Genomic DNA, 13,843 nt, shown 5'->3' with positions numbered 1-13,843 from the left:
CCGGTTGCACGCTTGAGCGGAGAACACTCGCTTACGCCCACAGCTCCTGCTCCAGCGTGTCCAGGAGGGACAGGGCGACCTCGGGCGTAGGCAGTCCCGCCTCCGTCACCAGGCCCGTGTCGAGCGGCACCGCGACCTCCGCGCGCAGCAGCGCCACCGCCTGCCGCTGGGCCTCGCGCAGCACCTCCCGCTCCGGGGCGGAGAGGCGCGACCGGGCCCACTGGTCGATGTCCCACGACAGGCCCGCGTGCCGCGTCTCGTCCTCGGCGATGCGGACCATGGCCTCGCGCACCTCCGCGTCCTGCGCGTGCAGGGCCTGGTAGTGGGCCACCAGCGCGCCATACGTCTCCCGCACGCAGCCCTCCACCGCGTTGTCCATCGCCACCTCGGAGAGCGGGCGCAGCGGACGCGCGGCGACCACGGGACGCTGGGGCGTGGCACCGAAGCGGCGCGCGAGCCGACCCGTCACGTCGGTGTGCAGCACCTCGTCGATGGCGCTGCGCTGCGCCGCGTCCTGGAGGCCCGCGTCGGCGCCGTGCAGCGCCAGCTCTTCACGCAGGCGCAGGAAGGCATGGACGGACGCCGCCTCCAGGTGCGCGACGTCCGCGAAGTAGCGGCCCAGCGCGTCCGTGCCCTCGCACGCGCCCGCGACCTGGAGGCCCACGGGCCGACGGCCGACGACGCAGCTGTCGCTGCCCTTCTCCAACACGTGGTGCTCCAACTCGCCCACCTCGCCGGAAGCGGACACCCGCACCACGTGCTGCGTCAGGTCGTTGCCCTTGCCGCACGCGTGGCCCTGGGTGGCGACGACGTTGAACGTGCCATCGGAGTTCTGCTTCACCGCGCCCTGCTTCAGGTCGCCGCAGAGCAGCGAGTAGCCCGAAGCGAAGGCCTTGAGCACGGCCTCCTGTTCGGTGTCGATGGTGCCCAGCAGCCCCTGGAGCGACTCCAGCGTGGCGTACGTCTTCACCTCGTCACCGCGCGTGGTGACGAGGTGGTTGTCGAAGCACTCGGGCAAGCAGTACTTGTTGAAGCCCTCGGTGGGCAGGGCCTCCGCCACCGCTGTCTGACAGGCCGTGACGTCGGTGGCCGTCGCGCAGGCCTCTCCGAAGGAGGAGATGGCCCGCGAGGTCGAGGCCTCGGCGAGGGGGTCGGCGTCCCAGTAGACGCTTCGGGAGCGAAGCTGGATGAAGTCCGGCGCCGGGGAAATCGTCAGGTCGCTGAGGGCCGGGGAGCCGTTGTCGCACGCGATCGCCGAGTAGCCCTCCAGGTCCGTGCCGCTGCCATGACCGCAGCCTACGAGGACGAGGGGCGTGGCGAGCGAGGCGCGCAGGGCGCGTGAGAAGAGGTGACGCAGCCGGAGGACTTGCATGGGACGACTCCCGAGGAGATGAGGTGTCCCGGTCGCTACAGCAACAGCGATGCCAGCGCTCCGTCACAGGGAGGACTGCCCGCCAGGGCGACGCCGCGTGCTCGGAAAACCGGGGGGATGATCAAAAACCTGAGAGGTCCATCCCTTGCGGAACGGCCCCTCCCCAGGGCACTGCGAAGCGGGATGCTACTCGGGCCCGTACGACCCCAGGCCCGCGCGGACCAGGTCGCAGAGGTAGACGATGCGGTCGTCCCCGTCGTCGTAGACGCCGCGCGAGTGCGGGCACCGCTCGTGGCGCGTGTGAGGCTCAGGGGGCGGTGCGTGGACGGCGCTTGCGCGGCGGGGGCTTTTCAACGAGCGCGGCCAGCCCGTCCAGGACGCGTTCGAGCCCGAAGCGGAAGGCGTACTCGGGATTGTAGGCCGCGCCGTGCGCGACGCCCGCCGCGGTGCCCACCCGGGCCGCCGTGGGGTAGCGCTCCGGATCCGACATGCGTGACAGCAGCGGCGCATGGGCCTGCCACCACGCCTCCTCACTCATCTTGGATTCCAGCTGCGTGGCGCGCTGGTCCGACGCGGCCCGGGCGCAGGACTCGACGAAGCCCAGCACGAACGTGAGCGCGGCGTCCTGCTCCACGTCTCCCAGGCCCGAGTCCTCGAAGGCGCACAGCTCGTACTCGTACTTGGACAGCTGCCCGGGCCCCAGGGGCGGGCGCGTGGTGGACACGTCCGCGAGCCACGCATGCGCGGTGAAGAGGTCGCGGTTGTCGTGCGCCACGGCCTCCAGCCGGGAGCGCCAGTCCCGTGCCTTCGGCTTGCGCCGGGCCATCCCCGCATAGAGCGCGTCGAGCATCAGGTCGAGCAGCTCCGCCCGCCCGGGGACATAGGTGTAGAGCCCCATGGGCGCGATGCCGAGCTTGCCCGCCAGCGCTCGCATCGTCACCGCGTCCAGCCCTTCCGCGTCCGCCAGCTCCACCGCCGCGGCCACCACGGCGTCCACGGTGAGGGTCTGCTTCGGGCCGCGCTGGCCCTTCGCGGGCGTGGCCTCGCGCCACAACAGCTCCAGCGTCCGTGTCGGGTCACCCCCGCTGCTGCGATGCGATGCCATGCGGCGGATTCTTCCAACGCCGCGACCTTGACGTGCAACTACGTACGCTGTACGTAAATGGCGAAGTCCCTCCAACCCACCCGGAGTCCACCCATGCGCGTCACTGCTTCCGCCGTGTCCCTCAACGTCGATGATGTGGAGGCGTCCGCCTCCTTCCTGACGCGCCACTTCGGCTTCAAGGAGGCGATGTCCGCGGAGGGCTTCGTGTCGCTCGCGCGGCCGGACGTGGGCTTCAACGTCTGCTACCTGCGCACGGGCCTGAAGTCGCTCAAGCCGGAGTCGCTGAAGCACCGCCGGGCGGAGGGGCTCATCGTGGCCTTCGTCGTGGAGGACATCGACGCGGAGTACGCGCGCATCCAGGCGGAGGGGGTGAAGGTGGTGACGCCCATCGAGACGGAGCCGTGGGGCGAGCGCTACTTCCAGGTCGCGGACGCGAACGGCGTCCTCATCCAACTGGTGCAGTGGATGCACGCGCCGGACGCGGCGCCTGGAAGCACCGGCCCTGAGGCGTGAGCGCCGCCTGACAGTCGGACCCGGCCCGGGCTTCCGCGGAGGCGGAGGCCTGGGCCAGGATGACGGCGCGCATGAGCACGGTCGGCACGGCCTCCCGCTTCACCTGGGCGCTGGGGTTGATGCCCCTCACGCCGGACCACCGTGTCCTGGAGGTGGGGTGTGGCCATGGGCTCGCGCTCGGACTCGTCGCAGCGCGGCTCGGCGCGGGATGGGTCCTGGGCATCGACCGCTCGGCGAAGATGATGGCCCAGGCGGCGCGGCGGAACGCGGACGCGGTTCGCGCGGGACACGTGCTGCTGCGCACGGGGACGCTCGCGAGCGTGGACCTGGGCCCTGAGCCGTTCGACCTCGCCTTCGCCATCAACGTCAGCCTGTTCGCCGGTGACGCGCACGTCGAGCTGACACGGCTGCGCGAGCGGCTGCGGGCCGGTGCCTCCCTCTTCCTCTTCCATGAGGCGCCTGTCGCCGGCCATGCGGAGCGCTTCGGCTCGGCGGCGGCGCGGAACCTGGAGGCCCACGGCTTCAAGGTCCGGCGGCTCAAAGGCTCGCCGCTGCGCGCCGCCGTGGTGGGAACGGTGCCCTGAAAACACCGACGCGAGAGGCCGCCGGGGCGTTTGCCGGATGTCAGACTGAATGGGTAGCGTGCAGTCCATGCCGGACATCCGCCTGCCTGCCGAAGCGAAGTACAAGAACGAGCTGGACGCCCTCGCGGCGCATGACGACAAGCCCCGCCCACCGGGTTGGGCGCTCTCGCCGCGCGCGGTGGAGATGTACATCCTGGGCAGCCCCAAGCCCGTGGGCGGCGTCACCATCACGCCCAAGTACGTGGGTGACCGGGGCATCGTGCAGGTGTGCATCGCCACGCTCGCGTCGGACCGGGCGCTGATGCTGGTGGGTGAGCCGGGCACCGCGAAGAGCTGGCTGTCCGAACACCTCTCCGCGGCCGTGAGTGGCACGTCCGGGCTCGTCGTGCAGGGCACGGCGGGGACCAGCGAGGACCACATCAAGTACTCGTGGAACTACGCGCTGCTGCTGGCGCAGGGGCCCTCGCCGGAGGCGTTGGTGCCGTCGCCCATCCTGCGCGCCATGCGCACGGGCAAGTTCGCCCGCTTCGAGGAGGTGACGCGCACGTCGCCGGAGATTCAGGACTCGCTCATCTCCATCCTGTCGGAGAAGCAGGTGTCGGTGCCGGAGCTGGGAGAGATCACGAGCGCGCAGCGGGGCTTCAACCTCATCGCCACCGCGAACACGCGCGACCGGGGCGTGAACGAGATGAGCGCCGCGCTCAAGCGCCGCTTCAACTTCGTCACCGTGCCCGTGGTGGAGGACCTGGAGCAGGAGATCCAAATCGTCACCAAGCGCGAGGCGGAGCTGCGCACGGACTACCAGGTGGGGGTGCCGCCGCCGGAGGAGCTGTCGCGCGTGCTGCTGACGCTCTTTCAGGAGCTGCGCAAGGGCGTGACGAAGGACGGCAAGACGAAGGTGCGCACGCCCGGGGCGGTGCTGTCCACGGCGGAGGCCATCAGCGTGCTGTTCAACAGCGCCATCCTCGCGCAGCAGTTCGGTTCGGGGACGGTGACGCCGCACGAGCTGGCGGCCTCGCTGGTGGGCGCGGTGGTGAAGGAGCAGGAGGACGACGTGAAGGCGCTGCGCGAGTACATGGAGACGGTGGCCAAGGGCCGGCCGGGTCCGTGGAAGGACCTCTACTCCGCGAGCAAGAAGCTCCTGAGGGGCTGATGGACTTCGCCCTGCTCTCCCGGGTGCAGCACTTCCCGGTGCGTCACCACTCGCCGCGCACCACCGCCGTGCTCCAGCGCTGGTTGGAGAAGGTGAAGCCGGACGTCGTCCTCGTGGAAGGCCCCTGCGACGCCACGGGGATGGTGGACGTGCTGTGCGACGCGCAGACGCGGCCCCCCGTGGCCATCCTGGGCTACCGCACGGACGGCACCCCGGCGTCCTCGCTGTGGCCCTTCGCCGCCTATTCGCCGGAGTACCAGGCCCTGCGCTGGGCCCGCGCGAACGGCGCGCGCGTGGAGTTCATCGACATCCCGGTGGGCGTGAGCCTCGCGGTGGACCGCGACGCGCCGGGGCTGGGATTGGAGACCGAGGCCACGGCGGAGGACGCTCCCGTCGCGGACGACGCGGTGCCGCTGACGGACGCGTTCGCGCGCTCGCAGGGCTACCGCTCGTTCGAGGAGTTCTGGGAGGCGGCCTTCGAGGCGCCGGACTGGAGCCCGGAGCTGTTCCGCCCGGTGCTGCTGGCCTGGGCGGAGGTCATCAATGCGGGGCCCCGCCAGGGCTACCACCGCCAGCGGGACGCCTTCATGGCGCGCAAGGTGCTGGAGGTGGTGGCGGGCGGCGTGGCGCCGGAGAAGGTGGCGGTGGTGGCGGGCGCGGCGCACATCGCGGCCTTCGTGGCCGGGGACGTGGAGCCCGCGCTGGAGGCGAAGCTGCCCCCGGGCGTGCCCTGCGCGGTGACGGTGATTCCGTTCAGCTTCCCCCGGCTCGCGGAGCAACTGGGGTACGGCGCGGGCAACCGGGCGCCGCACTTCTACCAGAAGGCCCATGAGGCCCACTGCGACTTCCGGCGCGCCACGTTGGAGGTGCTGCTGGACTTCGCCAGCCACCTGCGGATGCGCGGCTTCTCCGCGTCGCTGTCGGACGTGCTGGAGGCGTACCGGCTGGCGGTGATGCTGTCGGACCTGCGCGAGAAGAGCGCCCCGGGCCTGGACGAGCTGCGCGAGGCGACGGTGGCCACGCTGTGCCGGGGCGACGCGACGCACGTGGACGGCTTCCTGTGGAAGAGCGTCGTCGGTCACCAGGTGGGGCAGGTGGCGAGCCGCATCGGGCAGAACTCGTTGCAGGCGGAGTTCTGGCGCGAGGTGGGCGAGCGGCGGCTGCCGCGCACGGACAGCGCGGAGACGTTCGCGCTGCGGCTCAACAACGAGGTGGAGGTGGGCTCGTCCGTGTTCCTCCACCGGCTGCGCGTGGCGGGGATTCCGTACGCGACGCTGTCGGGCACGGGCTCGCGCGCGCAGGCGGCCACCGAGGCCGGGGGCTACGCGGCGCTCACGCGGGTGCGCGAGTCCTGGCAGGCGCAGTGGACGCCGTCCACGGACGTGGCGCTGGTGGAGAAGATCGTCCTCGGCGACTCGTTGGAGGGCGTGACGACGCGCGTGCTCCAGGAGCGGCTGACGCTGGCGAAGACGACGGCGGAGGCGGCGGACGTGCTGCTGGAGTCCGTCATCACCGGCTGTCCCCAGACGGTGGCCTCGGCGCTCCAGGCGTGTGACGCGCACGCGGCCACGGACGCGGACCTGCCTTCGCTGGCGTCGGCGGCGCGGGCGCTGTCGGGGCTGATGGCGTACGGGACCTCGCGCGCGCACTCGGCGGTGGGGGACGAGGCGGTGGCGTCGCTGGGGGAGAAGACCTTCGGGCGGGCGCTGTTGCGCGTGCGCGAGGCCAGCGCGTGCGCGCCGGAGGCGGTGGCGAAGGTGCTGGAGGCGCTGCGCACGCTGCACGAAGTGGCCCTGTCCCAGCCGCGCGCGGACAAGGCGGGGTGGCTTGCGGAGGCGCGGGCGCTGATGGAGAGCCACGGGGTGCACCCGGCGACGGCGGGGCTGGCGACGGGGCTGCTGTACCTGGCGCGGGAGCTGCCGGAGTCGGACGTGGCGCTGGAGGTGGGGCGGCGGCTGTCGTTGGCGGTGGAGCCGGCGGACGCGGCGGCGTACCTGGAGGGCTTCCTCCAGGTGAACGCGCTGGTGCTGGTGAAGAGCCGCGAGGTGGTGAAGGCGCTGGACACGTTCCTGTGTGGCGTGGAGCCGGAGCGCTTCCGGCAGACGCTCCCGGTGCTGAGGCGCGCGCTGGGCACGCTGGGCGCCACGGAGCGGCGCTACCTGATGGAGAACGTGATGGGCGTGCGGCAGCTGAAGGACAAGGGCCGCGCGGTGAAGGCGGTGTTGGAAGAGAAGGACAAGGAGACGTTGAAGGACATGAGCGCGGAGCTGGGCAAGGCGCTCGATGACCTGGACGACCTGCTATGAGCGTGGACCCCAAGGACCTGGAACCGAAGGACCGCGACGCCCTGCTGCGCTGGCGGCTGGCGCTGGGCCCGGAGGCGGAGAAGACGGGCGCCTGTCCGTCGCTGGGCGCGCTGAGAGCGGGCGCGGACACGGTGGGCCTGGGCGACGGCGACCTGGAGGAGCTGGATGACACGCTCTCCTTCGTCTACGGCGAGCGCTCCGCGGGCCGGGGCGGCTCCAAGCCCTACCTGCCCAAGTGGCTGGGGGCGCTGCGGGACTTCTTCCAGGACGACGTCATCGCGCTGGTGCAGAAGGACGCCATCGAGCGCAAGGGACTCACGCAGCTGCTCTTCGAGCCGGAGACCCTGCCGTTCCTGGACAAGAACGTGGAACTGGTGACCACGCTCGTGAGTGCGCGCGGGCTCATCCCGGACCAGGCGAAGGACCTGGCGCGCGGCATCATCCGCGAGGTGGTGGACGAGCTGCGCAAGAAGCTGGAGTCGCCGCTGAGGACGGCGGTGCTCGGGGCGCTGCGGCGGGACCGGACGAGCCCCATCCCCATCGCGAGGAACATCGACTGGCGCCGGACCATCCGCGCGAACCTGAAGGGCTGGGATTCGGAGCGCAAGCGGCTCATCCCGGAGCGCTTCTACTTCTGGCCCAACCAGCGGCGGCACCACGAGTGGGACGTGACGTTGGTGGTGGACCAGTCCGGCTCCATGGCGGAGAGCGTGGTGTACAGCTCCGTGATGGCGGCCATCTTCGCGTCGCTGGACGTGCTGCGCACCAGCCTCGTGCTCTTCGACACGGAGATCGCGGACATGACGCCCATGTTGTCCGACCCGGTGGAGGTGCTGTTCTCCGCGCAGCTGGGCGGCGGCACGGACATCAACCGGGCGGTGGCCTACGCGCAGGAGCACTACGTGCGCCGGCCGGAGAAGACGCTCTTCATCCTCATCACCGACCTGTACGAGGGCGGCAACGCCGAGGAGCTGGTGGCGCGGCTGCGGCAGCTGGTGGATTCCCGCTCGAAGGTGCTGTGCCTGCTGGCGCTGTCGGACAGCGGCCGGCCCTCGTATGACCATGCGATGGCGGAGAAGCTCACCGCGCTGGGGATTCCGTGCTTCGGGTGTACGCCCCGCAAGCTGGTGGACGTGGTGGAGCGGGTGATGCGCAACCAGGACCTGACGCCGCTCATCGCGTCGAGTGAGAAGGGGGACCGTCATGGCTGACGTAAGGCCCATCATCGGAATGGGAGCGCTGACGGAGCTCATCAGCGACAAGGCGGAGCTGGCCAAGGGCGCGGAGCTGTTCGACGGCAAGAAGCTGACAAACCTGTCCCGCTACGAGAACCGGCTGTTCGCGGACGCGGCAGGCTCCGGGGCGACGCCCTACAAGGTGTCGCTGGTGTTCGGCGAGGCGCGCTCGGACGTGAAGGGGCGCTGCTCGTGCATGGCGGCGCGCTCGCGTCCGTACTGCAAGCACGCGGCGGCGCTGCTGGTGGCGTGGGCCCGGGCGCCCCAGGCCTTCGTGACGGCGGAGTCCGCCCCGGTGGCGCCGGGCGGCACCGGCACGAAGAAGAGCGTGAAGAAGGGCAAGGCGGAGACGGGCGAGCTGATGAAGGCCGGCGTGGCGCAGGTGTCCACGCTGGTGCGGGAGCTGGGCCTGTCGGGCGTGGCGTCGCTGGGGGCGGAGCGGCCCGAGCAGGTGCGCGCGCTGGGAGAGGCGCTCCGGGCCAACGGGCTGCGGCGGCTGTCCGCGCGGGCGGTGGAGCTGGCGGGGCTGCTGGACGCGGCGGCGGCGCGCACGGGCACGTTCGAGCCGCCGGTGTTCACGGACCTGGTGGCGGACATGCTGCTCACGGCGCGCAAGGTGGAGAAGCACCTGGGCGGTGAGGCGCTGGAGGACCGCCACGTCGAGGAGCTGATTGGCAAGACGTGGACGAAGAAGGACCGCAAGCCGGTGACGGGGCTGACGCTGGTGGAGTACGCGTTCTCCTCGCGCGTGACGCCGGACAAGTTCCTCATCCGCGAGAGCCGCTTCGTGGACCTGGTGTCGGGCGGGCACTACAGCGAGAAGCAGATCCTCCCCGCGATGTTGAAGACGGTGGTGCCCAAGAAGAGCCATGCGGGCTACGTGCTCCAGGGCGCGCAGGGCGGGCAGTACCCGGGCTTCGCGCCGCACCGGCTGGACCTGGAGGAGTGGACGGGCGGGTCGCCAGTGGACCGGGCGCCGCTGGAGCGGATGCTGGAGGTGGCGCTGCCGGACGTGAGCGCGGCGATGGCGGCCTTCCAGGAGCACCGCAAGGACGTCTTCGCGCCGGACCTGCTGCCTGTGGCGGTGCGGGTGGAGACGCTGCTGGCCAGCGGCGCCCGCTCGCAGTTCGTGGACCGCGCGGGCCGGGCGCTCTTCCTGCCCGCGGATGCGTCGTTGGAGGAGCCGCTGGCCGGGGCCCTGGAGGGCGCGAAGCTGCTGGCGGTGCTGGGGGACGTGGGGCTGGAGGCGGCGCTGCCCACGCTGTTCCCGTCGGCGGTGGTGGTGGAGACGCCGGAGGGGTTGGACCTGCGCGCGCTGGGACGGGCGGAGGACGTGCCCGTGTCGCCCCGGCGGCGCGGACGGGCCCGGCCTCCGGTGACGCCGGGTGCGCTGCCTCGCAGCGGCTGGGCGGAAGCGGCGCGGTCGGCGGGGGCGTCACGTGCGGCCATCGCGCTGGCGGAGGTGCGGGACGAACTGGCGGATGCGTTCGCCAGTGGCCTCGCGGCGGTGGGGCCCCGGGCGGTGGAGCCGCTGGTGGCGAGGCTCCGGGAGCTGGGGCTGGAGAAGCCGGGGGCGCTGCTGGAGGCGCTGGCGCAGCGGCCGGATCCGGGCGAGCGGCTGGACGACTTCATCAAGGTGTACCAGGTGCTGGGCATCGCGCTGGTGCGGCTGTCCGGCGCGGTGCAGGTGGAGACGTCCGGCCTGGAGGCCGTGCCCACGCACCCGAGCATCCACGTGCAGCGGCCGGACGTGGCGCTGACGCCGGGCGAGGCGATGGTGCGCCGGGCGCGCGGGGAGCTGACGCGCTACGAGGCGGCGGCGCACGCGGCGCGCTACTACGCGAGCCTGGGCGTGGACACGCTGATGCGGGACTACTACCCGACGTGGAGCGACGGGGCCTCGAGCGCCTTCGTGGCGCGGGTGGTGGCGACGCGCGGAGAGGCCGCCCTGGAGGCTGTGCGGAGCGCGCTGGACGAGCACCACAGCCGCATGGTGCGCCGCACGGCCATCCGCGTGCTGGGCGCGATGGGCGGCTCCCCGGCGAGGCGCGAGCTGGATGCGTTGACGCGCAAGGGCCACGACGCGGGCCTGCGCCTCTTCGCGAAGGAGACGTTGGAGGACGTGCGCGCCCGTGAGTCCGGCGAGGCGGCGGTGGCCGAGTTGCTGCGTCAGCGCCGCGAGAAGGTGCAGCCGCTGGCGCAGGCGGCGCTGTCCGAGTCCACGAAGGAGGCGCGCGCGAAGGCCGTGGACGTGCTGGCGGACCAGGGCGCGGTGGCCATGCCCGCGTTGCGTCAGGTGTTGTACGGAGACCCCTCGCGCGAGGTGCGGCGGGAGGCGGCGCAGGCGCTGGCCCGGATGGGCGACGCGGACGTCATCGACCGGTTCGTCCTCCTGGTGCAGGGCCGCAGCGGGTACGACGACGAGGCGAAGACGGCGGTGTACGCGCTGGGGATGCTGGGCGACGTGCGCGGCGCGGAGGCACTGCTGGCGGCGTTCGCGGACGGGTGGAAGCCCGGCGTGGTCGCGGAGGCCATGCGGACGCTGGGGCTCGCGCTGCTCCAGCCCGCGGTGAACCTGGCGGAGGTGCGCCCGGAGGCGCTGGAGCGGCAGGCGCTGCGCGGCCTCTTCGAGAAGTTCCCCGCGCAGGAACTGGTGAAGGAGCTGCTGGGGCGCGTGGACGCGGCGCAGGGACGTCCGGACTTCGTGGAGCGCGCGACCGTGTACCTGAAGCTCGCGGCGGAGAACCCGGTGGCGGGGAAGCAGGTGGCCGCGCGCCTCATGGCCCTGCCCGCCGCGGCCGGGGACAAGGCCCTGTCGAAGCTGGCGAAGAAGGTGCTGGGGTGAGCCGTCCCAGCACCGCCGGCCCGTGAGCCTAGCTGGAGAGCTTCGCGGTGAGGTCGATGCTGGTGGGGGTCGTCGGCAGGGGGAACTGCTTGCCGGCGGCCCCGCTGAAGTCGAGCGTGTTGAGGTTGACCGAGTACACGAGCGGGTTGCCGTAGAAGCGCACGGAGAGGGTCAGCGCGGTGAGGTCCTTCACGACGGCCCACTGCGTGTAGTCGACGGTGTCCTTGCCAGACTTGTCGACGCCACGGCTGGTGCCCAGCGGGATGTCCACGGTGTTGAGCAGGTGGAAGGCCAGGGTGGTGGCGTCCGCGGAGTTCGACACGGGCTGCGCGTACTGCTTGAGGTAGGTGGCACGCACGAACCGGGCGGGGGGCGTGGAGTCACCCGGCAGGCCGCGCATGCCGCTGCCGTGTCCGGAGGGAGAGAACTTCTGGGTGCCCAGCTCCGCGGGCTTCGCGTCCCAGGGGGTCAGGTTCGCGTAGTTGCCCAGGTTCTCCAGCTGCATGGGGAAGGGCGGGTCGTTGGTGCAGACGCCGACGGGGTTGTCATAGACGTTGAGCTTCCCGTCGGTGAACTCCACGACGATGCAGTTGCCACCCGCGTCGTGGACGGGGAAGTGCAGCGGGAGCAGCTTCGCGAGCAGGTCGCCCTCCCAGACCTGGACGCTCCCGCCGGTGAGCGCGGCCTTCACGTCCGCCACGGTCGCGCAGGTGCCGAGCGCCCAGGTCACGAAGTCCACCAGGGACAGGGCCTGCGAAGGCTGCGTGACCTTCGGGTAGATGGAGCCCGGCAGCCACAGCGCGCCCACGGAGAGCCCCTGCGTGTTCAGGCCATCCACGAGGACGGTGTCGCTGAGGGCGGTGAGGCCGATGAACCCATACTTCGACGTCCACTTCATGCCCTGCTGGTTGTCGGGGGCCTTCGACTGGAAGCTCTCACCCACGGCGTGGACCATGAGCTGGGAGTTCAGGTCCTTGCCGAACTCCATGCTCCGGCCATTGACGGCGAAGCTGTTGGACCCAGGGGAGGCGGTGCCGGTGATCAGGAAGTCGGTGCACATGGTGGGGCATTCCTCGGTGTGGGGTTGCCGGAACTCCCTCTGCACGGCGCGCACCAGCTCCAGGTGAAGCACGCGCACCCATGAATTCCAGGGGATTGGCGGGAGGCGCCGCGCGAGCATGGACGGGCTGCGTCCGGGCGGGAGGCGCCCGCGTCCCCTCCTGACGCGAGCCATTGCGCGGGCGCCGGATTCCGGCAAGCCTCCGCGGCGCATGACGGAACCCGCCCCGCGCCGCGACGACTCGCTGGAGGACTTCGACCTCCCCTTCTTCGAGCGCGTGGCGCTGCAGCTCCAGGGCACGGTCATCGCCTTCATCGTGCGCATCACCGACGTGCTGCTCCTGCTGTGGCGGCCCCGGCTGTTGCGGCCGTACGTGGGGCTCTGGTGGCAGCGGCTGGTGCGCACGCCCTACAGCGCGCGGCGCACCTTCGAGATGGCCCGGGCGCTGAAGGCCACGGGCCAGGTGTTCCGCGAGCTCGTCTACGGCGAGACGCCGCTGCTCACGGCGCTGCTCTTCCTGAAGCGCGCGGGCGTGGGCCCGGGCAGCCGCGTGGTGGACCTGGGCGCGGGGCGGGGCCGGGTGCTCATCGCCGCGGCCTGGCTGAAGGCGGAGGCGCACGGCGTGGAGCTGATTCCGGACCACGTGGCGCGTGTGGCGCCATGGCTCACGCCCGCGGGCATCACCCTCACGGTGGGCGACATGACGCGCGAGCCTTTGACGGGCTTCACCCACGTCTTCACCAACTGGGTGGCCTTCACGCCGGAGACGAAGGAGCGGTTGATCGCGAACCTGCGCACCTGTCAGCCCGGGACGCGCATCGTCACGGTGACGCGGCCCATCCAGGCGGAGGGCTTCGTGGGCCACACCTACCGCTGGATGCTCTTCACCTGGGGGGGGGAGAAGGTGTGGATCCAGGAGTACCGCCCGGCCGGTCCGTGACGCGGCGGGAGTCCGCTCACATCCGCCAGAAGCGGCGCACCTGGGCGTCCGTCTGTTCCGCCTGGGCGAAGCGCAGCCGCAGTGGCTCCGCCATGGCTTCGGGGACACGCAGCTGGGCGAGCAGCGCGCGGACCTCGAACTTCCGCGTCAGGCCGAGCAGGGCGTCCCGCTCCGCCAGCGTGAGGCCCGGGTGCCAGCAGTCCACGATGAGCACCACGCGGCGCTCCTGTCCGCGGTTCCACGTCTCGTGTTCGAAGGAGTCATGGAAGGCGAGCACGCGGCCCGCTTCCCAGTGCCGCGACTCGGTGCCCACGCGGATGCCGCAGCCCTCCGGAATCTTGAGGCCCAGGTGGAGCCGCATCCGGAAGCCATCCCAGCTGCAATGCGGCGTCAGTGTGGTGCCCGGCGCGTGCGAGGAGAAGAGCACGTCCGCCAGCGGGAACGCGGTGCACTCGCCATCCAGCGATTGCACGGCGGCAGCCGTCTCCTCCATCGCGAGTTCCGGCCAGAAGAGGCGGTCGGTGCGCTCGCCCGCGAAGTACACGGGGTGCACGGACCAGCGACCCGTGCCGACGATGCCGGAGTCGTAGTGCAGCAGGTCCGCGTTCTCCAACCGCGCCAGGTCCCGCTGCACCGCCGCGAGGCAGCCTTCGAGCGCCTTCGCCACGGGCGGAGGCGGGTCGCGCCAGGGCCGCTCCTCCAGGCCGGGGAGCGGGGGGAAGATGGTGGG

General features: G+C 71.7%; 11 protein-coding genes. 7 read left to right on the top strand and 4 right to left on the bottom strand.

All coding sequences use genetic code 11. From position 1 onward, the window contains the following. Positions 1 to 31: 31 nt before the first annotated feature. Together D7X12_RS12670 and D7X12_RS12665 are read right to left on the bottom strand one after the other, a co-directional pair. Positions 32 to 1,372, bottom strand: coding sequence for a ferritin-like domain-containing protein (locus tag D7X12_RS12670; protein WP_120625531.1), 1,341 nt, complete (start codon positions 1,370 to 1,372; stop codon positions 32 to 34). A gap of 307 nt (positions 1,373 to 1,679) precedes the next feature. Continuing rightward, on the bottom strand, positions 1,680 to 2,477 hold the full coding sequence (locus D7X12_RS12665) for a TetR/AcrR family transcriptional regulator (RefSeq protein WP_120625530.1): 798 nt from the start codon (positions 2,475 to 2,477) through the stop codon (positions 1,680 to 1,682). A gap of 93 nt (positions 2,478 to 2,570) precedes the next feature. Here D7X12_RS12665 and D7X12_RS12660 point away from each other — a divergent pair, with 93 nt between their 5' ends. The 6 genes from D7X12_RS12660 to D7X12_RS45015 all read left to right on the top strand — a co-directional run bounded on the left by D7X12_RS12660 (position 2,571) and on the right by D7X12_RS45015 (position 11,113). Continuing rightward, positions 2,571 to 2,990, top strand: coding sequence for a VOC family protein (locus D7X12_RS12660; protein WP_120625529.1), 420 nt, complete (start codon positions 2,571 to 2,573; stop codon positions 2,988 to 2,990). 71 nt (positions 2,991 to 3,061) lie between these two features. Further along, a complete protein-coding gene (locus D7X12_RS12655) occupies positions 3,062 to 3,574 on the top strand; it encodes a class I SAM-dependent methyltransferase (protein ID WP_158620039.1) in 513 nt (170 codons plus the stop codon). Between the two features lie 49 nt (positions 3,575 to 3,623). Then, positions 3,624 to 4,727 (top strand): ATP-binding protein, encoded by a 1,104-nt coding sequence (locus D7X12_RS12650; protein WP_120625527.1) that lies wholly within the window; start codon positions 3,624 to 3,626, stop codon positions 4,725 to 4,727. Further along, positions 4,727 to 7,033 (top strand): DUF5682 family protein, encoded by a 2,307-nt coding sequence (locus D7X12_RS12645; RefSeq protein ID WP_120625526.1) that lies wholly within the window; start codon positions 4,727 to 4,729, stop codon positions 7,031 to 7,033. Before D7X12_RS12650 ends, D7X12_RS12645 begins: the two co-directional genes overlap by 1 nt. After that, positions 7,030 to 8,244: a VWA domain-containing protein gene (locus tag D7X12_RS12640; RefSeq protein ID WP_120625525.1), complete on the top strand. Its 1,215-nt coding sequence runs from the start codon at positions 7,030 to 7,032 to the stop codon at positions 8,242 to 8,244. Before D7X12_RS12645 ends, D7X12_RS12640 begins: the two co-directional genes overlap by 4 nt. Next, positions 8,237 to 11,113, top strand: a complete 2,877-nt coding sequence (locus D7X12_RS45015; RefSeq protein ID WP_120625524.1) for a HEAT repeat domain-containing protein — start codon at positions 8,237 to 8,239, stop codon at positions 11,111 to 11,113. Before D7X12_RS12640 ends, D7X12_RS45015 begins: the two co-directional genes overlap by 8 nt. A 28-nt stretch (positions 11,114 to 11,141) precedes the next feature. On the opposite strand, the gene D7X12_RS12630 is transcribed toward D7X12_RS45015, so the two are convergent. Beyond that, entirely contained in the window at positions 11,142 to 12,251 is a 1,110-nt protein-coding gene (locus D7X12_RS12630) for a linear amide C-N hydrolase (RefSeq protein WP_244224513.1), read from the bottom strand. 133 nt (positions 12,252 to 12,384) lie between these two features. Between D7X12_RS12630 and D7X12_RS12625 the strand changes: the two genes are divergently transcribed. Further along, on the top strand, positions 12,385 to 13,113 hold the full coding sequence (locus D7X12_RS12625; RefSeq protein ID WP_244224512.1) for a class I SAM-dependent methyltransferase: 729 nt from the start codon (positions 12,385 to 12,387) through the stop codon (positions 13,111 to 13,113). Positions 13,114 to 13,129: 16 nt separating this feature from the next. On the opposite strand, the gene D7X12_RS12620 is transcribed toward D7X12_RS12625, so the two are convergent. Beyond that, positions 13,130 to 13,843: aspartyl/asparaginyl beta-hydroxylase domain-containing protein (locus tag D7X12_RS12620; protein WP_147443622.1), on the bottom strand; the 714-nt coding region annotated here is incomplete at its 5' end.

It is taken from the genome of Corallococcus sicarius, assembly GCF_003611735.1.
GTDB lineage: Bacteria > Myxococcota > Myxococcia > Myxococcales > Myxococcaceae > Corallococcus > Corallococcus sicarius.
This window is presented reverse-complemented; position numbering and strand designations above follow the sequence as displayed.